17 protein-coding genes are annotated in these 25,190 nt (G+C 43.0%); 14 read left to right on the top strand and 3 right to left on the bottom strand.

Features of this window, described 5'->3' with window-relative positions; genetic code table 11:
- Positions 1 to 210: 210 nt before the first annotated feature.
- Positions 211 to 2,235: a right-handed parallel beta-helix repeat-containing protein gene (locus tag I2G42_RS07930; RefSeq protein ID WP_195530934.1), complete on the top strand. Its 2,025-nt coding sequence runs from the start codon at positions 211 to 213 to the stop codon at positions 2,233 to 2,235.
- 125 nt (positions 2,236 to 2,360) lie between these two features.
- Positions 2,361 to 4,349, top strand: a complete 1,989-nt coding sequence (locus tag I2G42_RS07925; RefSeq protein WP_195530933.1) for a right-handed parallel beta-helix repeat-containing protein — start codon at positions 2,361 to 2,363, stop codon at positions 4,347 to 4,349.
- Positions 4,350 to 4,435: 86 nt separating this feature from the next.
- Here I2G42_RS07925 and I2G42_RS07920 read toward each other — a convergent pair whose 3' ends face one another.
- On the bottom strand, positions 4,436 to 5,632 hold the full coding sequence (locus tag I2G42_RS07920; RefSeq protein WP_022461245.1) for a cation:proton antiporter: 1,197 nt from the start codon (positions 5,630 to 5,632) through the stop codon (positions 4,436 to 4,438).
- A gap of 257 nt (positions 5,633 to 5,889) precedes the next feature.
- On the opposite strand from I2G42_RS07920, the gene I2G42_RS07915 reads away from it, so the two are divergent.
- The 8 genes from I2G42_RS07915 to I2G42_RS07880 all read left to right on the top strand — a co-directional run bounded on the left by I2G42_RS07915 (position 5,890) and on the right by I2G42_RS07880 (position 17,075).
- Positions 5,890 to 7,728, top strand: coding sequence for a six-hairpin glycosidase (locus I2G42_RS07915; protein ID WP_195530932.1), 1,839 nt, complete (start codon positions 5,890 to 5,892; stop codon positions 7,726 to 7,728).
- 436 nt (positions 7,729 to 8,164) lie between these two features.
- Positions 8,165 to 9,094 (top strand): calcium/sodium antiporter, encoded by a 930-nt coding sequence (locus I2G42_RS07910; RefSeq protein WP_055226130.1) that lies wholly within the window; start codon positions 8,165 to 8,167, stop codon positions 9,092 to 9,094.
- A 122-nt stretch (positions 9,095 to 9,216) separates the two neighbouring features.
- The gene (locus I2G42_RS07905; RefSeq protein ID WP_022461242.1) at positions 9,217 to 9,582 is read left to right on the top strand and encodes a BlaI/MecI/CopY family transcriptional regulator; all 366 of its coding nucleotides are present in this window, start codon (positions 9,217 to 9,219) and stop codon (positions 9,580 to 9,582) included.
- A gap of 29 nt (positions 9,583 to 9,611) precedes the next feature.
- Positions 9,612 to 10,826 (top strand): M56 family metallopeptidase, encoded by a 1,215-nt coding sequence (locus I2G42_RS07900; RefSeq protein WP_195530931.1) that lies wholly within the window; start codon positions 9,612 to 9,614, stop codon positions 10,824 to 10,826.
- Positions 10,827 to 10,935: 109 nt separating this feature from the next.
- A complete protein-coding gene (locus tag I2G42_RS07895; RefSeq protein ID WP_055220368.1) occupies positions 10,936 to 11,292 on the top strand; it encodes a hypothetical protein in 357 nt (118 codons plus the stop codon).
- Positions 11,293 to 11,382: 90 nt separating this feature from the next.
- Complete coding sequence (locus tag I2G42_RS07890; RefSeq protein WP_055267228.1) at positions 11,383 to 12,651, top strand: extracellular solute-binding protein; 1,269 nt, start codon at positions 11,383 to 11,385, stop codon at positions 12,649 to 12,651.
- A gap of 385 nt (positions 12,652 to 13,036) precedes the next feature.
- The gene (locus tag I2G42_RS07885) at positions 13,037 to 14,830 is read left to right on the top strand and encodes a family 43 glycosylhydrolase (protein WP_195530930.1); all 1,794 of its coding nucleotides are present in this window, start codon (positions 13,037 to 13,039) and stop codon (positions 14,828 to 14,830) included.
- 91 nt (positions 14,831 to 14,921) lie between these two features.
- A complete protein-coding gene (locus I2G42_RS07880; RefSeq protein WP_117813125.1) occupies positions 14,922 to 17,075 on the top strand; it encodes a glycoside hydrolase family 3 N-terminal domain-containing protein in 2,154 nt (717 codons plus the stop codon).
- A 298-nt stretch (positions 17,076 to 17,373) separates the two neighbouring features.
- On the opposite strand, the gene I2G42_RS16990 is transcribed toward I2G42_RS07880, so the two are convergent.
- Both I2G42_RS16990 and I2G42_RS07875 read right to left on the bottom strand, forming a co-directional pair.
- On the bottom strand, positions 17,374 to 17,667 hold the full coding sequence (locus tag I2G42_RS16990; protein ID WP_416388228.1) for a helix-turn-helix transcriptional regulator: 294 nt from the start codon (positions 17,665 to 17,667) through the stop codon (positions 17,374 to 17,376).
- Positions 17,668 to 17,674: 7 nt separating this feature from the next.
- Positions 17,675 to 18,253 carry an AraC family ligand binding domain-containing protein gene (locus I2G42_RS07875; protein ID WP_117813121.1) on the bottom strand — a complete coding sequence of 193 codons (579 nt, stop codon included), beginning with the start codon at positions 18,251 to 18,253 and terminating at the stop codon, positions 17,675 to 17,677.
- A gap of 235 nt (positions 18,254 to 18,488) precedes the next feature.
- Between I2G42_RS07875 and I2G42_RS07870 the strand changes: the two genes are divergently transcribed.
- From I2G42_RS07870 to I2G42_RS07855, 4 genes are all read left to right on the top strand, one after another.
- Positions 18,489 to 19,841, top strand: coding sequence for an extracellular solute-binding protein (locus tag I2G42_RS07870; RefSeq protein ID WP_117801810.1), 1,353 nt, complete (start codon positions 18,489 to 18,491; stop codon positions 19,839 to 19,841).
- A gap of 91 nt (positions 19,842 to 19,932) precedes the next feature.
- Positions 19,933 to 20,868, top strand: coding sequence for a carbohydrate ABC transporter permease (locus tag I2G42_RS07865; RefSeq protein WP_195530929.1), 936 nt, complete (start codon positions 19,933 to 19,935; stop codon positions 20,866 to 20,868).
- A gap of 14 nt (positions 20,869 to 20,882) precedes the next feature.
- A complete protein-coding gene (locus I2G42_RS07860; protein ID WP_117801812.1) occupies positions 20,883 to 21,722 on the top strand; it encodes a carbohydrate ABC transporter permease in 840 nt (279 codons plus the stop codon).
- Between the two features lie 657 nt (positions 21,723 to 22,379).
- On the top strand, positions 22,380 to 25,148 hold the full coding sequence (locus I2G42_RS07855) for a glycoside hydrolase family 31 protein (RefSeq protein ID WP_195530928.1): 2,769 nt from the start codon (positions 22,380 to 22,382) through the stop codon (positions 25,146 to 25,148).
- Positions 25,149 to 25,190: the final 42 nt, after the last annotated feature.

Genomic DNA, 25,190 nt, shown 5'->3' with positions numbered 1-25,190 from the left:
AGAAGAGAGAAAAAATATAGAAAAAATCGAAACATCTGGGCAATGATCGGCAATATATAAGTAGTGTTTTACTAGGATCTGTATTATGGTTAAGATATGAAAATTGTGAAGAACGGCAGAAATCGGAAAAAGAGTGATGTGATTTTGGCGAAAATTCACAAAAAACAATAAAAGTTTATGAAGAGTGAAGAAGTGAGAGGTAAGCGAAAAATGCAGATTTATGTAGATGGAAATGCTGTGCGAAGCGGAAATGGGCAGAAGGAATATCCATTTCGGACGATTTCCGAGGCGGCAAAAATTGCAAGGCCCGGCGACGAGGTGCTTGTAGCGCCTGGCGTATATCGGGAATATGTAGATCCGGCGAATGCGGGATGTGAGGATGCAAGAATTGTGTATCGTTCTGTGGAACCGGGAAAAGCTGTGATTACCGGTGCGGAAATTGTGGATAACTGGGAGCATTTGGAAGGTGATGTGTGGACAGCGCGCGTTTCGAACGGATTGTTTGGGGATTACAATCCATATACGACACTGGTCAGCGGTGACTGGTTTATCGCATCCTACACGGCACATACCGGAGAAGTGTATCTGAATGGAAAATCCATGTATGAGGTGACAAGTCTGGATCAGGTGAAAAAGCCGGAGATCTATAAAAAATCCTGGGATCAGGCATTCACGGTTTACACCTGGTATGTGGAGCAGGACGAAGAGAAGAATGAGACCGTTTTCTATGTGAATTTCCAGGGGAAAAACCCGAATGAGGAAACGGTGGAAATTAATGTGCGCGAGAATTGCTTTTATCCATCGAAGGAGGGCATCGGTTATATCACGCTGTCCGGCTTTGTTGTAAAACAGGCGGCAACCCAGTGGGCTCCGCCGACGGCATATCAGGAAGGAATGGTCGGCCCGCACTGGTCAAAGGGATGGATCATCGAGGATTGTGAGATTTCAGATTCGAAGTGCTCGGGCATTTCACTTGGAAAATACAGACAGCCGAACAATGACAATAAATGGCTCAAATGGAAATTCAAAGATGGTACACAGACGGAGCGTGACTGTATCTGCCAGGCGCAGCGGGAGGGATGGACAAAGGAAAACATCGGAAGCCACATCATCCGCCGGTGCAACATCCACGACTGTGGACAGACGGGTATTGTAGGCCACTTAGGCGGTGTGTTCTCGATTATTGAGGATAACCACATTCACCATATCAATAATAAACAGAACCTTGCGGGTGCGGAGATCGGCGGCATCAAGATGCATGCAGCAATCGATGTGATCATTCGAAGAAACCATTTCCATCACTGTACGAGAGGCCTCTGGCTCGACTGGCAGGCACAGGGCACACGTGTTACGCAGAACCTGTTCCATGACAATACGCTGCCGAACGAGGAAAATGCAAATCCAGAAGGTATGGACGGTATCGGCGAGGATATCTTTATTGAAATTTCCCACGGACCGACGCTGGTGGATAATAACGTACTGCTTTCGGACCGCGCTATGAAGCTGGCAACACAGGGTGTTGCGGTAGTACATAACCTGATCGCGGGATCGTTTACTGCTGTCGGCCGAGGTGTCAACAATGGCTCCGACAAGCTGCCGTCGCCGCGCTACACACCGTACCATGTGCCGCATCGCACGGAGATCAACGGATTTATGACAGTTCTTCACGGTGACTGCCGGTTCTACAATAATATCTTCATCCAGAAGCCGGTTCGTGCGGGAATGGAAGAAATCCGTAAACTGACCGGAGATAATGAGTGGGATGACGGAAATCTGACAGCAGGAACCGCACCGTACAGCGGATATCCGACATTGGAGGAGTACGTGGCAAGATTTGAGGGCTACTGCGGAATGGGCTCCGGAAAGTCGCCGGATCTGTATTACGAGAAGCTGCCGGTATGGCTTGGCGGCAACGTTTACTTCAATGGGGCGAAGCCGGCGGAGCAGGAACAGGACGCTGTAGTGGATACCGAGCATGAAATCACCATCGGTGTAAAAGAAGAGAACGGAAAATGGAAACTGGAGACCAATGTTTACGATTATCTGCCGCAGAATGCCTGTGCAGTGATCTCAACGGAGACGCTTGGCATGGCATTTGAGCCGGAACAGAAATATGAGAATCCGGATGGAACGCCGATCGTGTTCCGATATGACTACTTCGGAAACCGTCAGGGCATTCATCCGCTGCCGGGCCCGTTTGCATCAAAAGAGGCTGCGGAAGAAGCATTATCGTAAAGAAATTCTATAGACCCGCAAAAAAATAGCGTAAAAAATTCAGCGCCGCAGAGAGTGAATGATTGCGTCACAGCCTTTTTTGCAGTGTTTTCGGGTTTTACTATAACAAAAAGGAGTATAGAGAAATGATTTACTATGTCAATAATTCCGCTCCGAAGAATGGAAACGGAACAAAAGAGATGCCGTTCAAGTTCATCAACGATGCGGCAAAAATTGCAAAGGCAGGAGATGAAGTTCTGGTTGCACCTGGTATTTACCATGAATATGTTGATCCGGTCAACGGCGGAACCGAGAATGAAAGAATCATCTATAAGAGTGAGAAGCCGCTCGGCGCAAAGATCACCGGTGCGGAAACGATGAATGACTGGGAGCATTACAAAGATAATGTGTGGGTATGCCGTGTAGACAACGGAGTTTTTGGCAATTATAACCCATACACGACAATGGTCGGCGGTGACTGGTATTTTGCACCGGTGGTACGCCATACCGGCGCGGTTTATCTGAATGACCGCCAGTTATACGAGGCAGAGACGCTCGAGGAGTGTATCAAGGGCGAGGTTTATGCGCCGTCCTGGGAGCCGGAGTGGTCGGTTTACAAATGGTATACCGAGCAGGACAAAGAGAAAAATCAGACGGTCATCTACGCAAACTTCCAGGGTAAAAACCCGACGGAGGAAAAAGTAGAAATCAACGTGCGCCGGAACTGCTTTATGCCGTCGAAAACAGGCGTAAATTACATTACGTTCAGTGGATTTGATGTCAGCAAGGCAGCAACGACATGGGCGCCGCCGGCTGCTTATCAGGACGGTATGATCGGTCCGCACTGGTCGAAGGGATGGATTATTGAGGACTGTGAGGTCAGCAACAGCAAGTGCTGCGGTATTTCGCTCGGAAAATATTACGATCCGGAGAACGACCATTACTTTACCAGAAAACACGTAAAAAGCCCGACCCAGATGGAGCGTGATGCTGTGTGCCGCGGCCAGTATCACGGCTGGACGAAGGAGAACATCGGAAGCCATATCATCCGCCGCTGCCACATCCATCACTGTGAGCAGACCGGTATTGTCGGACGGATGGGCGGTGTGTTCAGTATTATCGAGGACAACCACATTCACAACATCAACAATATGCAGCAGCTTGGCGGAGCCGAGATTTCCGGTATCAAGATGCATGCAGCGATCGATGTTGTGATGAGAAGAAATCATATTCATCATTGCACGATGGGCATCTGGTGCGACTGGGAGGCACAGGGAACACGCCTGACCCAGAACCTGCTGCACGACAACTGCCCGCCGGAGGGAACACCAAAGGCAGAGGGCGCAATGATGAGTCAGGATATTTTCATCGAGGTTGGCCATGGTCCGACACTGATCGATAACAACATTATGCTCTCACCGGTCAGCGTTCGTATGGCGACCGATGGTATTGCCTGCGTACACAATCTGATGCTTGGCTCATTAACTGCAGTTGGCGGCGGAACAGGAGACCGTTACACGCCGTATCACATCCGTCACCGTACCGAGGTTGCCGGATTCATGACATTCCTGCATGGCGATGACCGGTTCTACAACAACATCTTTATCCAGAATTACCCGGTTGAGGAAACAGAAACGGTTGAGGACATGGGCTTCAAGATGGAGGATAACCAGGAGGTCGGAACGCATGTGTTCGACGAGTATCCGACCTATGACGAGTGGATCAGCCACTTTGAGCTGGACAAACCGGCCGACATGAGCAAGCTGGAGCCGTATCACAATAAATGTCATCTGCCGGTTTGGGTAAACGGAAACGCTTACTTTAACGGAGCAAAGGCGTGTGTGAATGAAAAAGAAAATCTTATGGATAACGAGAATCAGGTTAAGGTGGAACTTGTGGAAAAAGACGGCCACTATTCCATCAAGACGAACGTGTATGAGTTCCTGAAGGATTTCCGGACGGGAATTATCAACAGTGATATTTTAGGATACGCCTTCGAGCCGGAGCAGAGATTCGAAGATCCGGACGGAAGCACGATTATCTTCGATCAGGACTATCTTGGCGAGCACCGCGGCGTGGCAGCAATGCCGGGACCGTTTGCGGATGGAGCTGAGGCAGAGAAGATTCTGTGGTAGAAGAAATCAGAACTTACCGGTTGATACGAAAAAAACAGGGCGCTGTGCAGGAAATGGCACAGCGCCCTGTTTTGGTAAAAGGAAAGTCAGGATGCCTTTGCAGAATCTTTTGCCGTCGGCATTTTCTCGTATAAGATTTTCAGCATAATCGGTGTTGCAATACTCGAGAAAAGAATCAGCAGAATCACGGCACTGAAGAAATCGCCGGATAAAAAGCCTGCATTCAGACCCTTTTGCGCAACGATCAGACAGACTTCACCGCGGGTCATCATACCGACACCGATTTTCAGGCTGTCGCCCCAGGTAAAGCCGCATCCCTTTGACATCAGGCCACAGCCGATGATTTTTGCGGCAAGGCCGACGATGACGAAACAGATGGCAAAGAGTACGAATTTCTCGTTCATGCCGCTGAGCGTTGTTTTGAGTCCGATACTTGCAAAGAAAATCGGTCCGAAAATCATATAGGAGCTGATATCCATTTTTTCTTCGATGTAATCGGAAGAATCGAGGGAACACAGGATAACGCCCGCAACGTATGCACCGGTAATATCGGCGATGCCGAAATATTTTTCGGAAATGTAGGACAATCCGAAGCAGAGCGCAAGACCCAGAATCGGGAGACGGCGGGTGTGCGGAAATACGGAGTTCATGCGGTTGAACAGCTTAAAGCAGAGAAAACCGAGCACAATCGCAAGGGCAAAAAACAGAATGGTGGAGGCTGCTACTTTCAGCGGATTGGATGTCGGATCTTTAAAACCGATGACAACAGTCAGCACAATGATACCAATGACATCGTCGATGATGGCTGCATTTAAGATGGTTGTTCCAACCTCTGTTTTCAGCTTGCCGAGTTCTTTCAAGGCCTGTACGGTGATGCTGACCGATGTCGCAGTCAGAATAACACCGATAAAAACAGCGTGGTAAAATTCTTCCGTTCCGACAGCAGAGAAGCCATAAAAGCTCATGTATAAGATGGCTCCAAGAACGAGAGGAACAAAAACACCGGCACAGGCGATCAGCAGGGATTTCACTCCGGTGCGGAGCAGATCCTTCAGGCTGGTGCCAAGACCTGCGGAGAACATCAGCAAAATGACACCGATCTCAGCCATCTGTGCGAGAAAGTCAGACTGCTGAACAAGTCCCAGCACACTGGGTCCAAGGACAATACCGGCAATCAGCTCGCCCACAACCTGCGGAGCCTTGCATTTTCTGGCAAGAATACCAAACAATTTTGCGAATACGATAATGATTGCCAGGTCTTTTAAAATGACATACGTATCCATGAAAAAGATACCCCCTTTTATGAATTTTATGTATGTGTCGGCAGCTTGAAAGAGCAATGCCGGAGTTTGATACGCATACATTTTCAGTATAACAAAAATTGAGAAAAAATACTATCGGCAAGAAAGAAAAAATAAAGTAAAACGGAAAAAGAGATATAGAAAAGAGCATGTAGATATAGTATGATCAAAGCAGCAAATAAATTTTACATGGAGTTCAAAAAGCGGGATCAAAGAAAAAACGAAAGGGGAAATAAAAAATGAGAGTTGGGAATGTGAAAGAAATTGTATTTTCCAAAGATCCAAAACAGATGAACTGGCTGCGGGAGGATTTCCCATACGCCGAGGTAAAATGCCCGCCGGAGTTTTCGGCTGAGGTGCAGAATGAGAAAGACGGAGATGTGCTGACAACGAAGATTGTGGTTTCTTACAACGGTGCGCATCCGTATTTTACAAATGCCGGAAGTATTGGGGTTTCATTTCCATTGCAGGATCGTTACACGGACAGTGCGACCTGCCGTGACTATCGGTGTCATGCACATGTTTTCTGTGGGGAGAATACCAGTTATATTATGGCGCTCCGCATGGGCGGTGCGGCTCCGCATCTGGGAATGGTGCTCACAAAAGGCAGTCTTTCCGCTTACAGCGTGGAGCGCGATCTGAAACTGCAGAGCAATGACAGAGGCTGCTTCTGGCTGCATCCGTCCGCACAGGAATTTGCGCCGGGAGATACAATGAAGCTGGAGTGGAAAGTATTTCCGCATCAGGGACGTGAAGATTTCCGGGAGAAATTAAGAGCATTTTCCCAGGTGATTCTGGTGGATGCGGAGCAGTATGTGATTTATCCGGGAGAGACGAGTAAGGTAACCATTGAACCGGTATTTCAGGCAGAAAATGTAACGGTAAACGGAACATCGCTGGAAAAGACGGAAAATGGTGTTTATGAATATCTGTTTGAAAATGAAAAAACAGGGGAGTATGTACTTTCGATCTGTGCCGACGAGGTGAAAACCATCTGCCGTCTTCTCGTGCAGGAGCGGCCGGAAACACTGGCGGCAAAACGGTGTGCGTTTATCGTCGATCACCAGCAGTATCATGGAAAGATCAAAGAACTGCAGGGTGCCTATCTGCCGTATGATAACGAAGAAAAAATTCTCGTCTGCACGCCGGAAAACGATTTCAATGCCGGACGGGAGCGTACCGGTATGGGTGTGCTGATTGCACGGGCACTGCAGCAGAATCTTTTAAAAGACCGGGAAAAAGCGGAGCAGAGCCTTCGTGAGTACCATGCATTCTATCTTCGCGAGCTGGTAAATGCAGCAACAGGTCTTGTTTGCAACTGCTCAGGAAAAGACAACAGCTATTTCCGGCTTTACAACTACCCATGGGCAGTGACATTCTTTCTTGAATGCTGGAAGCTGTGGGGAGAAAAAGAAGATCTGAAGACAGCAGTTCATATCACAGAGAAATTTTATGAACAGGATGGATTCCGTTTTTATCCGATTGAAATGCCGATTGTGATGCTCTGTCAAGAGCTGGAAAAGGCAGGAGAACAGGAGGATCTGAAAACAGTAAAAGATCTGTTTCGATGTCATGCTGATCAACTGATTGAGATTGGAACGGCTTATCCGGCTTCGGAAGTAAATTACGAACAATCGATCGTACAGCCGGCGGCCGAAGTCATTCTTCAGGTTTACGAAGTGACAGGGGAAGAAAAATACCTGCGCGGAGCGGAGCAGCAGATCGCCGTCCTCGAACTCTTCGACGGCCAGCAGCCGGACTACCATCTGCATGAAACTGCAATCCGCCACTGGGACGGCTACTGGTTCGGAAAACGCAGAGTCTTCGGAGATACTTTCCCGCACTACTGGAGTGCAGAAAACGGTCGAACCTTCAAGCGCTACGCTCGCCTGACCGGAAACGAAGAATATAATATTCGCGGTGAGCATTCCCTGCGCGGCGTGCTGTCCATGTTCTTTGAGGATGGAACAGCGACCTGTGCGTACCTGTATCCGTATTCCGTCAACGGCCAGAAAACCGATTTTGCCGATCCGTATGCCAATGACCAGGATTGGGGATTGTGCATGAACCTGGAATAAAGAATGACCAGAACCTTCAAACTGAAATCATACAGAGTGATTCAGTTTGGAGGTTTTTTGGATTTGCAGAAGATGGATTCCGGCATGGTGTAAGAATAATGATATGATTTTCCTCAATGATGATGTAATAAAACCAGAACCAGACAAAGGATTTGTGAAAATCAAAAGGGTATGGAAACAATCCATACTCTATTTTTTCTTTTAACAAAGAGAAATAAAAAACGTTGACGAAAAAAAAGAAATTTGATAAACTGGAAAAATAAAAGGGAGTAGCTAGCCAACCGTGTTCACTTCTTCGTCAGTACAGCTATTGATATTCAATAACTCGGAAAGTGATTAAATAGCGAGACTTTTACTGTAGATGCAGTAGGAGTCTCTTTTTTTATGCCTATAACACCTGCTGCAAAGAATGCAAAAGAAAGAGAGGAAGATACGTATGATGTTACAGGCAGGGATTTTGATAGTGGGTTTCCTTTTTCTGGTAAAAGGAGCAGACTGGTTTGTGGAAGGGTCTGCAAGCATAGCAAGAAAGTTTGGAATTCCCCAGCTGATTATCGGACTTACCATTGTTGCAATGGGAACGAGTATGCCGGAGGCTGCTGTAAGTATTACCGCAGCGATGCAGCAGAACGCAGGAATTACGATAGGAAATGTGGTTGGAAGCAATATTTTGAATATTTTTATTATTCTCGGACTTACGGCATTAATAACAAATGTGGCAATACAAAGGTCTACCTTGTTTTATGAAATACCGTTTATGATGTTTGTTACGGTAGTTTTAATGATATGCGGAATCACAGGAGGAAAAGTAACGTTTGCCGAGGGCATAGTCTTATGGGTACTGTTTCTTGTATATCTTGGCTATTTGTTTGTAATGTCAAAAAAAGGGGAAAATCCGGAAGAAGAGGAAGCGAAAAATTATCCTGTCTGGAAATGTCTTCTTTTGATGGTGGCAGGCGGCGTCCTGGTTGTAAAAGGAAGTGATTTTGCCGTCAGCGGGGCAACCGAGATTGCACGATACTTTGGAATGAGTGAGCGTTTTATCGGACTGACGATTGTTGCTCTCGGAACATCCCTTCCGGAGCTGGTAACATCTGTGACAGCAGCAAAAAGAGGGAATGCAGGAATTGCAATCGGAAATATTGTCGGAAGCAATATTTTTAACATTTTATTTGTAATTGGAACAGCCGCACTGATCTGTCCGGTGCCATTTGAAACTAAATTTATCGTAGACACAGGAATCGCAATTCTGGCAGGTCTGGTTTTATGGATTGGGACGTACAAGAACAGGGAATTACGGAAAACGTGTGGTGTCGTTATGCTTTTATGCTATGCAGGATATTTTGCATATTTATGTGTGGTATAAGATGAGCCATTTTTGATGAAACCATTATTTAAGCACCGACCATTTGGCCGGTGCTTTTGAAGTGCATTCTTCTGGAACATATGCTATAATCTGATCAAAGTAGAGAAAAGCGGAGAGTAGAAATGAAAAAATTACCAGAATCAGAACAGGAAATTATGATGATTATATGGGAATATGAGGAACCTGTCAGTCGATTTCAAGTTGAAGAAAAGTTGAATGTAGAGAAAAATGTTGCACCGAGTACCATTTTAACATTGCTTACTCGTTTGGAAAAAAAAGGATTTATTCAAAAAGTGAGGAACGGGAAATCAAATCTTTATGTACCATTAGTAGAAAAAGAAAATTATATAGGCACGGTTGGAAAAAACATGTTAGATAAAATGTTTCAAGGGTCATTAGCAAAATTCGCATCGGCACTGTATGATGGAGAAAAACTTAGCTCAAAAGAGGTTAAGCAATTGCAGGAATTTATTGACAGACAAAAATAGAAAAAGTGGTGTAGAGGATATAGTTACAGATGGCATTTATCATAAAGTGGAATCTTTCAATAGGCATAGTCGCATTTATGGCATATGTTGTACAAAAAATAATGGGGAAAAGGCTCGGTCATTACTGGAGAAAGATAGTCTGGATACTTCTGACACTTAAAATGTGCTTTCCATTTTGGAGTGTGACAGAGAAATTTCGGCAACATCCTTTTATGATTTCTATGCCGGCATATTATATCGGGGAACAAAATCAAAAGACCGCGATCATGACGAAAATGGGAAACGTTTCAATTCGAAGGTGGATGTCAGGCGAAAAATTTTTGCTGTATATATGGATTGCAGGGATGATTTTATGTCTTTTGTTTCACGCAATACAATATAGAATATGGAAAAAAAGAATATTTGCAGAATGTAAAAAGATGCAAAAAAATTCCGTATTAGAAGCTCTAAAAAAAGCAAGCGAAGTTTGTAAAATAAAAAAAACAGAAATATGGGTCTGTGAAAATCAAGATTTTTATTCTCCTATGTTGTTTGGTGTACGAAATACAAAAGTATTGATTCCACAAGAAATGCTGGAAACGGAAAATTACTCCTATGAAGAATGGTATTTGATTTTTTTACATGAATTGACACATCAGAAAAAACACGATTTATGGTATAAAAGGTTTCTTCAAATTATAAGGGATGTTTATTGGTTTTGTATCCCGATGCTATGGGTGCAAAAAATGGCAAATATAGACATGGAATGTGTCTGTGATGCAACTGTTACAAAATATATGAATCTGACACAACGGAAAGATTATTGCAATGTTATTTTGAAAGTGGCTTCAAAACAAACGAGAAAAGAATTGTCTGGAGTTGTTTCGATGGTATCAGAAACAAAGATACTGAAAGAACGATTTTACAATGTGTTTTTAGCAAGAAAAAAACTTCGAATATATATCACTGTTTTTCTTTTTGGAATAATTATCTTGAGCTTTTCGGAAATGCAAATAGCGCGGCAAATATGGTCATCATCGTGTATAGAAAATTGTCCCAAATGCAAAGCTGCGGTACAAGGAGAAGTGGTTTGGGATGGATGGGAAAATGAAAAAAATGTAGTATGTACACATCAATATGCATGGGGAGATGACTTACAGAAAGCCAGATATGGAGTAGAAAAAATCAGGTGTAATGAATGTGGAAATTTTTTTGAGATAAAGATCAGGCAAGAAAAAATAGTCTGCCATGGGTATAATGATTAATTAGACAAATGTAGAAAAAGATTGACAAAAAGTAGGAAGTATGGTATTTTTTGTTATACAAATGTAGAACGTACGTTGACAGGTATAATAAATTTTTAAGGAGAAAAGTATGAAAGCGGTAAAGAAAAAAATTTCCATTTTTCTAATGACCTTAATGTTGGCCAGTACATTTTCTGCCAATGTAACAAAAGCGGATGTTATCGAAAGTAAGAATACTTTTGCGTATGAAGAAATTATGCCGTATGCTGCAGTTTGCCCGAGATGTGGAGGAAGAATAACATCGTCAACCGTATGGGGAAGCTGGATAAGCAGTGGTACAGTTACATGTACTCATGGTCACGCATGGGGAACTGATTTGAAGCAGTATAGAACAGGAATAAAAACTACAAAATGTTTAAATTGTAACGCAGGAAATACTGCTAATGTGAAAGAAACAAGAACAATTTGTCACGGATATGATAATTAATGGTTAAAACACAAGGCTGTTGTATGATATGTAAAAAAACAGAAGTCATGCAATAGCCTTGTGCTATATAGAAACATAGGGGGTAGCATAATGATGGGAAAAAGGTTGAAAGAAATTTTTGGTTTGATTCTGATTAACATCACATTAGTCAGTGGGAGCTTAAATGCAGAAACGGTATATGCAGATACACAAGCCAAGATTGAAATTGAGAAAACGGAAATGCCATTAAAAATTTGTGTTGATGAAGAAAATAAAAAAACGGTACTTCAAATAGTGGCAGCCTGGAAGAAAATATATAAAAATAATGGAGTGGAATTAATGGTAATCCCATCAGGGCAACAGGCTTCGGAAGAAAAAGTACAGGAGATCCAGAATGAAATTACGATGGGAGAAGGACCGGATGTATTTTTGGCAGAGGGGCCGAATCCGACCTGGAGTGAGCAAAGAGCAGTTGTTTTTGAGGATCCCCAAAAAGAAATATATCAGGGAACCTTTCTTTCGTTGAAACCATACATGAAATATTTTGATATAGATATTTTAGAAGAGAGGATTTTGTCTGCAGGTATGGCTAATGAGGAACAAATACTGCTTCCTATGACATACGATTATTTTCTATATGCATTTACAACACAGGATTTACCGGAAAATACAGAAATATCAAGAAATTGGCTGGAATTAGCCAGACAAAAAGAAAAAGCAATTCAACAGATTGTAGGGCAAAGAAGTGGGGTTCAATTTTTTGATACATTTAGTGAGGTAGTTGATTATAAGAAAAAAACACTTCTATATTCGGAAGAGCAGATAAAAAAAGTTTTGGATGAAACAGTAGCATTAAAAACAAGATCATTAGCTTTAAACTGGAAAATAAAAGATACAGGAGTAGTAAGTCTAAATGATTTGGAAGAACTTGGAGGTGAAAAAACAGTTCATACGGTATTTGCAATGCCGAATCAGGAAAGCGGATTCACTGCAAATGTTACACTTTATGCAGGAATTAATAAGAACACAAAGCAACCTTTAAAAGCAGTCTCCTTTTTACAAGTGCTATACAGTGAAGAAGTTTTATCAGGAAAAGGAATAGAGTTAGAAGATAGGAGAGAGGCAAGTAATATAAGATTTCCGCAAGGAGTTTCTATTTACAAAAAGGAACTGGAAAAACGAATGCGGAGTCTTTCAAGACAAGATCAAAAACAAATCAAAACGATACAGGAAGAAGTAAAAACCGTTCGATTTTATTCGATATGGGACAGGGAACTTAATTCCTTACTATCTAAGTATGAGGCGCAGGAAGATGAAAAGCAAAAAGAGCATGTCTTTACAGAAACAATACAGAAATGGAAGGAAAAGATACAAAAATGACATAAAAAATCAGTTCTGTGGAGTGAGAGTTGCAAGAAACAGATTTTCCGGAATACTGTGGAACAGTCTGTAAATGAAATCGTTGTTCTATGATATTCAAGGGTGAGAGCTCAAAAAATAGGCTTTTCACCCTTGCTTTAGAGATCAGTTAATGATCTGCGCTGTTTAAATGCTAAGCAACATATATAAAGATGCATATCAAAGAGTATTATTTTTGACAGGAATTTGTCCAATACATGAGACAAAAAACAGTCCAAAAAGTGCAACAAAAAAGTCAAATCAGAACATTTTCTTTCTTTGCGGGATATGCTAAACTTTTTCTATCATAAGAAAAAAGGATGTACGAACAGGGGTTTTTACGTACCGTCCGGAAAGAGGAATTTTGATGAAAAAACAGTATTTCTGCAATCCGTTAAATATGGATTACCGTTACCAGTTCATTCAGGATATGAGAAGCGGTGAGGACAAGATTTCCCGCGAGGCCGCCGATCCGTCGATGATTTTATTTCAGGGAAAATATTATATTTTTGCATCCATGACGTTGAGCGTCTGGGTTTCGGAGGATATGGTACACTGGGAGAGCCACCGGCTGCCGGAGAGCCTGCCGCTGTATGACTATGCGCCGGATGTGCGCGTGGTCGGCGATTACGTCTATTTCAGCGCATCCCGCCGCGGCACGATCTGTGATTTTTACCGCACAAAAGATATCCTGAACGGCCCGTTCGAGCGCATCCCGGGAACTTTCGATTTCTGGGATCCGAATCTGTTTCTCGATGATGATGGAAAACTCTATTTTTACTGGGGCTGCAACAACGTGACGCCGATCTGGGGCGTCGAGCTCGACAAAGAGACAATGGTGCCGAAGACCGAGCGGATCGAGCTGATTTACGGAAATCCGGAAAGAATCGGATATGAGCGTGTGGGAGAAAACCATTCCAAAATGCCGCTCAGCGAAGAGGAAGCTGTAGAAAAATTTAAAGAATTTCTGAAAGCACAGGGAAAACCGGTCGATGAACTGACGGAGGAGCAGATTGGATTTGCCAAAATCATGTTCAGCCAGAGACCATTCATCGAGGGCGCATGGATGACGAAACACGACGGAAACTATTACCTCCAGTACGCTGGTCCGGGAACGGAATTTAACGTTTATGGCGATGGTGTTTACGAGAGCGATTCTCCGCTCGGCCCGTTCCATCTGGCGAAGAATAATCCGTACTCCTACAAACCGGGCGGATTCCTGCGCGGTGCAGGCCACGGTTCGACGATGGAAGACCGCTATGGAAACTGGTGGCATACCGCGACAATGCAGATCAGCAAAAACCACGATATGGAGCGTCGCGTCGGCATCTGGCGGGCAGGCTTCGACAAAGATGGTGTCCTGTTCTGCAATCAGCAGTTCGGCGACTGGCCGATGGCGGTGGAGCAGGCAAAAGAAGACCCATGGGCAGAACCGGAGTGGTATCTCTTAAGCTATCAGAAAGCAATGACGGCATCGTCCTCGGAAGAAGGCAGAGAACCGTCGTTTGCGACAGATGAAAATATCCAGACCTGGTGGCGCGCAGCCGGAAATCAGCCGGGTGAGTGGATTTCGATGGATCTTGGTGAGGTAAAAGATGTCCGCGCCGTACAGATCAATTTTGCAGATGACAAAATCGATTCACCTCTGCCGGGCGAGCGTCAGGGGGAACGATATATCGACCCGAGCCAGCATAAGACCAGATGGCTGCTTGAGGCATCCGCCGATGGAACAAACTATTTTGTTCTGGCAGATAAATCAGACGCAGAAACCAATTTGCCGCATGATTTCATCGTAAAAGAAGAGGGTGTACAGATCCGTTATCTGAAACTCACTGTTTTTGAAGTGCCGTACAACCAGAATCCATGCATCTCCGGCCTTCGTGTTTTCGGCCTTGGCAACGGCGAAAAACCATCCGCACCGCAGTACCAGGCAGAGCGGACCGGAACTATGGATATGCGCATCACCATCGAGCCACAGACAGACGCTGTCGGATATAACGTCCTCTGGGGTTTTGCACCGGACAAGCTGTATCACAGCTGCATGACCTTTATGCCGGAGCAAAATATTGGAGCGCTGGTAGAAGGCGAAACGGTGTATGTGAGAGTCGATGCGTTTAATGAGAATGGAATTACGGAAGGAACCGTAAGGCCGCTTGCATGATACAATTATATTGAAAAAGCAGAAAAACAGCTCAGGTGCTCTTTGGAGAAATGAACATTAGAAATAAACGGATTGAACATAAGGAGTATTTATGGAAATACATGAATTACAGCAATTGCTGTCAGAAATGTCATTACAGGAAAAAATAGGACAGATGGTGCAGCTCACCGGTGTATACTTCGATAAAGAGGCAGTACTCACCGGTGTTGTTGGCGAACAGTTACCACCGGAATGGATCATTCAATATGCCGGTTCAGTGCTTGGAGTGATCGGTAAAGATAAAATTTATGATATTCAGAGCAGATATATGGAACAGCATCCCCATCATATTCCGCTTCTTTTTATGGCAGATGTTATCCATGGATGTCGGACGATTTTTCCGATTCCGTTGGGGCAGGCGTGTTCATTTCATCCGGAACTGGTGTCTGAGGCGGCTTCTATAGCTGCCTCAGAGGCATCTTCAGAAGGGCTCAGAGCAACATTTTCTCCTATGATTGATGTTTCAAGAGATCCCAGATGGGGAAGGATGATGGAATCCTTTGGAGAAGATCCATATGTAAATGGGATCATGGGAAAAGCAATGGTAGATGGCTATCAGCAGAAAGATGATGCCGGAATAGCGGCATGCCTGAAGCATTTTGCGGGTTATGGGGCAGTGAATGCAGGAAGGGAATATAATGATGTTGAAATATCCAAGCGGACATTTCTGGAACAGTATGTAAAACCTTTCCGTATGGCATTAAAAGCAAAGCCTGCTATGGTCATGACAGCTTTTAATGCTATTGACCGTAAACCGATAAGCGGAAATAAGGAACTTCTTAAAGGGCTTCTGCGGGATAAGGAAGGATTTGAGGGAACTGTAATTTCAGATTGGGGCTCCATAGGTCAGCTGGAAGAACAGGGAGTGGCAGCTGATATGGAAGAAGCAGCAATCCAGGCTTCAGAAGCCGGTGTAGACATTGATATGATGAGTCCTGCTTATATGCTGTGTCTGGAAAAACTGGTAGAAAGCGGAAAAATCCCGAAAGCGTTTGTTGATGAAAGTGCATTCCGGGTCCTGATGATGAAAAATCAGCTGGGGCTTTTTGAAAATCCGTTTGCCGGTCTTGGAAAGAGTGGAAAACTGACTTTGCATAACCGGGAAAAGGCATATCAGCTGGCGGGCGAAAGCTGTGTCCTTTTGAAAAATGAAAAGCTGCTGCCATTAAGCAGGAAGAAGAAAGTTATCTGGGCAGGTCCTTATACAGCGTCAAGAGAACTATTAAGCCGCTGGTCAATTTTTGGAGAACATGAGGCAGTTGAAACAATAGAAGATGTTTTGCAAAAAAAGCAGATAGAAGCAGAATGTATTACAGGATGCAATATTCTTTCTGATGAAGAGTGTAAGGTATGGCAGGTGGAACAGGAATTGTCTGACAAGCCAAGGGATGAGCAGTGGCTGGAAACGATAACCCATGAAGATACGGTTGTATGTGTACTGGGTGAACATGAGTCCCAGTCAGGAGAGGCTGCCAGCAGGGCATTTCTGACTTTGCCGGAGGAACAGCAGGTGTTATTTGAAAAAATAGCAGAACGTACAAGTAATATTGTGACTGTGGTAATTACAGGAAGACCATTGGACCTGCGGAGGATATCGGAAAGATCCAAGGCTGTCATTATGGCATGGAGACCCGGCACTATGGGAGCTGAAGCAATCATAGATATTGTGTATGGCAGATTAAACCCTTCCGGCAAATTATCTGTGAGTATCCCATGGTGTGTGGGGCAGGTGCCCATAAGCTACTGGGATGTAAAAACCGGGCATGTGCTTACTGCAGATAACCTGGAGAACCGTTTCACCAGCAGATATATGGATATTCCCAATACACCATTATATCCATTTGGTTTTGGATTATCCTATACAGAGTTTGATGTTTCGGATGTTGAAGTTCGGATGGAACAGGACAAAAGAGTGCATGTACATTGTAAGGTAAGTAATACAGGCAATATTGCGGGGGCAGAGGTCGTTCAGTGTTATTACGAAACATTACATGCATCTGTGGTGCGTCCGATGAAAGAGCTTGTCCGTTTTCAGAAAGTCTTTCTGGATCCGGGAGAAAAGAAGGATGTAGATTTCTTTATTGACCAGGAAGAATTCTCATATTATGGCAAAAACATGGAAACCGTCAGCAGCGGAATGAAACTGCGTATCAGTATTGGAAACAGTAGTGACCACCTTGTTTCTGAGAACATTATACAAGCATAGGAGAAAAGAGACATGAAAGATTTTGAAAAGGATTTGATTTATGGCGAAACGGTGTATGTGAGAGTCGATGCGTTTAATGAGAATGGAATTACGGAAGGAAGCGTAAGGCCGCTTGCATGATGCAATTATAGTTGAAAAAGCAGAAAAACAGCTCAGGTGCAGAAATGCACTTGAGCTGTTTTGACGTTAGGCATATCAACGTCTAGCGTAAAAGCCTTTTTCAGACACGCTCTAGGATACGGAGAAACGTCGGTGCAGTATTAGAAGAACCACATGCCTGCACGTCAGAAGAAAAAAATCAGTCATTGGAGTGATGCACTTTTTTGTGCTCGTTGCATTGGTCCCTGTATTGTTTTGGCGTGAGTTCGTTTACTTTTTTAAACATTTCAATAAAAGCGCGGGAACTGGAAAAACCACTTTCTTCTGAAATATCAGGAATAGAAGAAGTCGTAGTTTCAAGGAGGTGGGTCGCATGGTCTAATCGGAGCGAAGAAAGATAGACATTAAAATTGCGACCTGTTTTTTTGGCAAATATTCTGGAAAAATAGGTCGGATTGAAGCCAAAATGTTCGGAAACACTTTCTAGAGTGATATGTTCTCTATAATGTGCTGCCAGATATTCGGTAAAAGAAATCGAATCCTCTAATTTGGATCGGGGGGGGGGTAGTACAAGTCGGAGCAGCCATGCTTTCAGAGAGAAGGATATGAAAAATTTGGAGAACACAGGCATTCATCCCAAGGAGATCAACCGGTTTTTCGGATCGTGAATATCGGTAGATATCCATAAGAAGTTCTATGATTTCTTTCCGATGTCTGTTCACAACATCCTGTTCTATAATAGGGTAGTTTTTACTATCTGGGTTAAAAAAAAGCTGTATGATAGAGACAGGAACAAGCACTGCAAATCCTAGAAAGGAGGCAGAAACTTCAAGTGACTTATGAATAACATTTGGGTTCACAAAAAGAAAATCATTATCTTTTGCATAAGTCATAGTAGAGCCGATTTCACAGCGCAGTGTTCCCGAAATAGAACAGTTAAATTCAAAACTGTTATGCCAGTGAAAATGCGGTGCTGAATTTACATCTTTAGGTTTTTCTAACTGAATCCAGTCAGAATGAAATACCTTGCAAAAGCGTCCGTCATACAAATTGATTGGTTCATATTCGATAATTTCCATATGCTTTGCCCTCTTTTGAATTGTAGATTAACCATGAATAAAAAAGGAAAAATGATCACATACCATAAAGATTGCACAATAACATATTAATCGAAATTCGTTAAAAAGTCTATAAAAAAGTGATATAAAGTAAAAATACTGTATAGATTAGATAAGAAAGCGTCTTGAGAAAAGATAAGAAAAAGTATAAAAATAGATTATAACAAAAACGAACTTTTCTAAAGGAGGAAAAGAGATGAAAAGAAAAACATTAGCAGTTTCACTATCAGCAATCCTTGCAGCATCCGTGCTTTTTGGATGTGGAAGCAATTCCAAAAGTGGGGATACGAAGAGTTCTTCTAACAATGGTAGTGCCAGTGCCAGCGCATCTGATACATCCAACACGGGCTCAGATACTTCTGGTTCAGGTATCCAGTACGATGGAGACGATGTAACGATTACCTATTGGCATACACATGGTGATTCAGAGGAAGAGGTTCTTGTAGATACCATTATTCCTGAGTTTGAAAAACAGTATCCAAATATTCATGTTGATGCTGTAAGAATGCCATACGATGGATTGATGCAACAGATTATTACCAGCCTTTCCAGTGGAACAGGCCCGGATCTGATGCGAATGGATATTATCTGGGTTCCAGAACTTGCTGAGATGGGAGCACTTGCAGCAGTTGATGATCTGGAAGGATTTGCAGATCTGAAAGATAATCTGTACGAAGGACCGCTGAGTACTAATTATTACAATGGAAAATATTATGGATTGCCATTAAACACAAACTGTCTGTCAGGCGTTTACAGTAAGACCATGATGGAGGAACTGAATATTGACAGTATTCCGACAACTTACGATGAAGTTGTTGCATTGAAGGACAAGCTTGGCTCAGATCAGTATCTGATCGCATGCGAGGGGGCAAACTCTTGGGCTATGGCTCCATTGTTTCATTCTCTGGGCGGCGTTTATACCAATGAGGACTATACGAAAGCATCTGGTTATGTCAACAGTGAAGATAGTGTAAAGGCACTGGAGACTATCGTTGAGTGGTATGATGAAGGAATTATTGGACCTTGCTTCACAGGTGGAAAGCCGGATGCAGCAAATGGTCTTTACGATGGAAATTATCTGTTTAGTTATCAGGGTCCATGGTTCTTCACAAATGATGATGAAGAAAATCTGGCAAAAGTAGAAGTAGGACTTCTGCCGGCTGGTAAAGCCGGATCTCTTACCGTTAACGGTGGCGAGGATCTGGTTATGTTTGAGAGTAGCGATAAGAAAGAAGCATCCTGGGTATTTGCAATGTTCTTAATGAGTGAATTCTCTCAGACAGCACAGGCTGTAGGCGGTGGACATCTGATCCCGACTGTAAAAACAATTGCCGAATCTGAAGAAGTACAAGCAGTACCGAATATGAGTACGTATATTGAACAGCTTGAGGGAGCTGTATCCCGTACCCCATCTCCGGCATGGGAGAAAATTTCAGATAAACTCTCTGTAGCATTCCAGAGCGCAGTTCTTCATGAGGATACGGCACAGTCCGCACTCGATAAGATTGCTCCGGAACTGGATGCATTGCTTGCAGGTGAGGCATCATAATTCAAGAAAGATGAAACAAATTTCCACAGGCTTTCTTGCCTGTGGAAATTGTTTATAGGGCGATAAAAAGCAGCCCGGAAAGGTATCTGTTATGAAAAAACCTTTATCAGAAAGATTTTCCAAAGGTCTGAAACAATGGTTGGCCGTTTTGCCCTTCCTTGCAGTGGGAATGACCTTATTTATTGTCTTTGTATTATATCCACAAATTAAGAATATTTATATTGCACTAACAAATTATAGCATTATGCCAGGTTCGGAAAATACATTTGTTGGAATAAGTAATTTTGCTAAAATGTTCAAAGATATTTCAACAAAAGGATCTGATGCCTATTTTTTCTGGATTGCATTTCGAAATAATATTTTAGCAGTTCTGGTTACTGTGCCAGGACAGTTGGTTCTTGGCCTGATCGTTGCCGTTTTGATTCATAACCTGAAAACAGGAAAAAATGTATATAAAGTACTCTTATATATTGCAGTTATTTGTGACTGGGTTGTTTTCTGTAATATCATTGATTATATTTTCCAACCGGATGAAGGAAGTCTTGTAAACTACTGTCTGACTACCATCGGAATCTTAAAAGAGCCGGTAGCATGGTTGAAGAATACATGGACAGGAAACTTTGTTATCTGGATCTGCTCAATCTGGAAGGGCTATGGCTGGGTTATGATCATTTACACCGCCGGTCTTCTTGGAATCCCATCAGATCAGTATGAAGCTGCAACGATGGATGGAGCCAATGCGGTTCAGAAATTCTTCCACGTTACACTTCCGGGATTAAGAGGAACTACACTTTATCTACTGATTAATCTGATTAATGGTGCGATGAATATCTTTATTCAGGTATTCCTGTTAACGAAAGGAGATCCGCTCGGAACAACAGATGTAGTTATGGATTATATTTACCGGAGGGCTTTCAACTATTTCGATTTTGGGTATGCGGCCGCTTGTGGTATTGTCATGGGTATTGTTGTATTTGCTATTTCCATGGGACTGAAGAGATTCCTTCGCTATGGTGAAAATCTTTAAGGAGGAGAGCAGTAATGAAGAAAAAGAAAATAATCAGTCAGATCTGTATTCATGTGATTTTAGTAGCGTTGACAGCAATATGTCTTCTTCCTTTTTTGTCAATGATTTCGACTTCATTTATGAAGGTAAAGGGTGTTCTGCCGAACGAGCCAATTTTATTTCCGAATTTTCCACTTTATCTGGAAAACTATGTAAAAGCGTGGACTGCAAACCATTTTCAGACGTACTTTTTCAACACACTATACGTGTCTGTAGTGGGCCTTATCGTAAATCTGTTAATTTCGATCACGATGGCATATTCTTTCTCACGATTCCAGTTTCCAGGAAAGGAGCCTATTTTTAACTTGCTGTTGCTCACAATGATGATTCCGGCACAGCTGGCTATGATCTCCCAGTACACTGTTTTAAACGGATTGAAACTGATTGATACCTATAAAGGAATTTGGCTGCTGTGGGGAGGCACTTGTGTGGCAGGAAACACCTTCTTCTATAGAGGTTTTTTTGAAGCAGTGCCGAAAGAGCTGGAAGAGTCCATGTACCTTGATGGTGCAACTAGGTTTCAGACCTTGTTACATTGCATTATTCCGTTAAGTAAACCGGCAATTGCAACACAGGCAGTATTGGCGTTCAATGGATACTGGTCGAACCTATTTGATATTCTTACCTTTACAAAATCGACAAACAAGAGAACACTTTCCGTTGCACTGCAACTGTTCCGTGGGCAGTATACGACTAACTATGGACTGATGTTTGCTGCCAGTGTTATTGTTATTATTCCGATTATTGTATTGTTTGTTATTTTCCAGAAACAGTTTATGCAGCAGGGCATTACAGACGGTTCCATAAAAGGATAATATCGGATTCTCTGCAAAATTTTAACCTAGAGGTGAAGTATGATTACAACTAGAAAAAAACAGTCGTTTGGTATTGCAGCAGTTGAACTTGGTGCACCGGTTTCGACAGTACCTTCCATTCCGGTGAATTTAAATGAATGGGAACATGCGGTGTTAATGGATACTTTTTACAGCGCAGGCGGAAGAGAGACCGTTTCAAGTACAAACCTACGGATGATGTGGGATCAGAAAAATCTGTATTTGTATCTGATTTGCTATGAAAAAGAGGCAAGGGTTTCCCGTCCGTCCGATGAAAATGTGCTGAAGACAGAATGGATGCTTCGCAAAGATAAGATAGAAATTGCATTGAGCAGCGGAAATTTTGGAGAGCGAGACTACGCAGTATTTTGTGCAGACACAGAGAAACAGGCGGGAGCCAGGACGGAAAAGGGAATGACCTATTTCGGTGGCGATAAAGCAATTTTAAATGATTACTTTACCGAAAAAAATGATGCGGTAAAAACAGAAATCCCATCATGGAAATATACATGCAAAATTGCTGTAGAAAAAAACTGTTGGCGTGTCATGTTTGGAATTCCATGGGAGCTGTTCGGTGGATTTCCGGAAAAATATTTTAAGTTTCAGGTTTACCGGAAAAAGAATCAGACCAGTGAAGTTTTGGCTTTAAATCCGTTGGATTTAAATGCAAATTACGAGTCCAGATTTGATTTTGATCCGGAAAGCTTTATTGAGTGCACACCTGGAGGAACACCGCAGGTTATCTATTCCAACAGTGCTTGCGTGATCCTACCGGATGGAACGATGCATTGGCAGCGGCCGGCGACACTGGAATGGCCATCTATAAATGAGCGGGCTGAGATTCTGCATCTGCAGAAATCGCTGACGCCGACAACACCGGATGAATTGCCAGATCGGATTATAACCGTACAAAGATGGCAGGATGTGTTAATGTTGGAAGGAATGGATTTCTTCCCAAATGCAAGATGTGAAAACTCTTTTGATAAAGTGGATCCTTGGGTACAGAGACGTCTCTGCAACGAAGCACTTCGAAAAGGAGATACTGCGACAGCCTGCAGAGAACTGGATGTCTTGATTGGCTATTTCCGAACGCTCACGGCATGGTGGTATGCAGATCACACACTTGGAGATGCAGACGAAGACAACTGGATTGGATTCACACATCTGAAATCTGTTTCAGATCAGGGGAATCAGATTGTATTAAAGTATGAATATGGTTTGAACACCTGCGATGCCGTATTGATTCCACAGAATCGTGGTTTTCGCTTTTATACAAGAGAAAAAGGAGATTTTGACAGCGAAGCAGTTTCATATACATTTTCAGAAATAGAGGGAGAATATCAGATCAAAACAGCACATTCTGTGATTGTGATTACAGCGGGAGATGATTGGAAAATCTGTGCAGATGAAAAATTTGTATTGGATGCAGATAACTTCAAGCTCTATGATTATGCAGGAAGCAAAGGTTTCGATGTGTGCCAACCACTTCTGGAAAGAGAAATGGTGTATGGATTCGGTGAACGATTTGATGCCGTAAACCAGAGAGGTCGGGTACTTTCTTTGTGGCACAGAGATGCATTTGAAGGTTGTAATTGTTCTATTGGAAATCAGTCCTACAAAAATGTATCATTTTTACACTCTACAAAAGGTTACTCTTTGTTTATTAACAGTTTTTACAGAATTAGAGCAGATATTGGAAGAGTCAGTAAAGGGCTTCGAATCACAACAGCAGGACCCAAAGCAGATATTTATGTTTTTACGGGAAGCGTCTTAGAAAACATGGAGGAATATACAGCCTTAACCGGAAAACCGCTGCTTCCGCCTGCGTGGGTGTTTGAACCGTGGGCCGGCGGTGGGGTAGGCAGATGGATGGACGGACCGACGCACGATGTAATCCAGGAGATGGAAGGTGTTGTACGGAAGTTTAAAAATCTTGATATCCCACATTCTGGCCTGTATGCAGAGGGTGCTGGTTGGAAATGGGAAGACCATTACAACAAAGAAGAAATTTATAAGATTGCTGCGTTTACAAAACAACAGAAGATGCGGGTTTTTTCGTGGCAGTTTTCACATCTGGATATGGAGCAGGCAAAGGAACTTCTGCCGAACTGTGCGGAAGAAGATCTGCCAATTACAAGAACGCCGGGTTATCGTGGAGAAAAAGTTCTTCCATGTGCTATTGATTTTTCACATCCAAGAGCAGAGGAACTTCTGGAAAATCAATGGCATGATCGAATGGATGCAGGTTTTGATGGAACTATGGTGGATTTTGGAGAAATTATTCCAGATGAAGCAGTGTTTTACGATGGTCGTACGGGAGATGAAATGCACAACGCTTACGCGCTGGATTATACAAAAGCGTATCGAAAACTCTTTGAAAAATATAAAGGAGAAGATCACGTGCTGTTTTCAAGATCTGCGGCAGCGGGTGTTCAAAAGTATTCCTGCCAGTTTGGTGGAGACCAGCTTTCAAGCTTTAGAGGCCTGACTTATGCAATGAATGGAGGTCTGACACTGGCGGCTTCCGGTTTTCCATTCTGGGGTGTTGATGCAGGAGGTTATTCAGGATTTGCAGACGAAGAAACGTATCTCCGTTGGACGGAATTTGCAGCCTTCTCACCGATTATGCGTTTCCATGGAGTGACCCCAAGAGAGCCGTGGGTTTACAGTCGATATGCAGTGTCTGTTTATAAATTTTATGCATGGCTAAGAGAAAATCTTCTGAAATATTCGGTTCATACAGCGGAAGAGGCACATAAAACAGGCATACCAATGATGAGACCGTTGCCAATAGTATTTCCTAATGATAAAGAGGCTGTCTATTGGGAAGATGAATATTTTTATGGTTCAGATCTGTTAGTTGCTCCGGTTCATCAAGAAGGGGAAAAGAGGAGAATTTATTTCCCATCAGGAAGATGGATCAATTTATTGGATTTCAGAAAGATGGTTGGTGGAAACCGAATTTTTCAGGTGGATGTTCCAATTGACAAAATTCCTGTTTATATTCGGGAAGGAGCGTGCATTCTGTCTGTTATGAATGGAGAATTGCAGCTTGGACAAAGCATGACATATGAAAAAAAGAATACAGTTCTTATGAGCCGAGCTTTAAATGAAACTTCAGGCAAACGGTATGCAGATGGAAAAGAAATTGAATACAATATTTTGGGCAAAACGGGTGAAGATTTCTTTATGCTTCGCCATGCATCTGAGACAGAATTTATTGTTCTCCTTGGTTTTGACAGAAAGCCAGAAAGTCTGGAGTTGAATGGGATTTCTCTTCCAGAAGGTGCATCCTTGAATGCGTTGAATTATGGTTCCGGTTGGTATTGGAGAGAGGATACAGCAGTTATTGTCAGTGTTCCGAAATTGGAAAAAACAGAAATTCATGTAATTCACAAAGAACAATAGTATCAAAATGACGAAGTGATCCCCGCGAAGATTCTTGAGAAA

Origin of the sequence: Fusicatenibacter saccharivorans (genome assembly GCF_015557635.1) — a bacterium.
GTDB lineage: Bacteria > Bacillota > Clostridia > Lachnospirales > Lachnospiraceae > Fusicatenibacter > Fusicatenibacter saccharivorans.
This window is presented reverse-complemented; position numbering and strand designations above follow the sequence as displayed.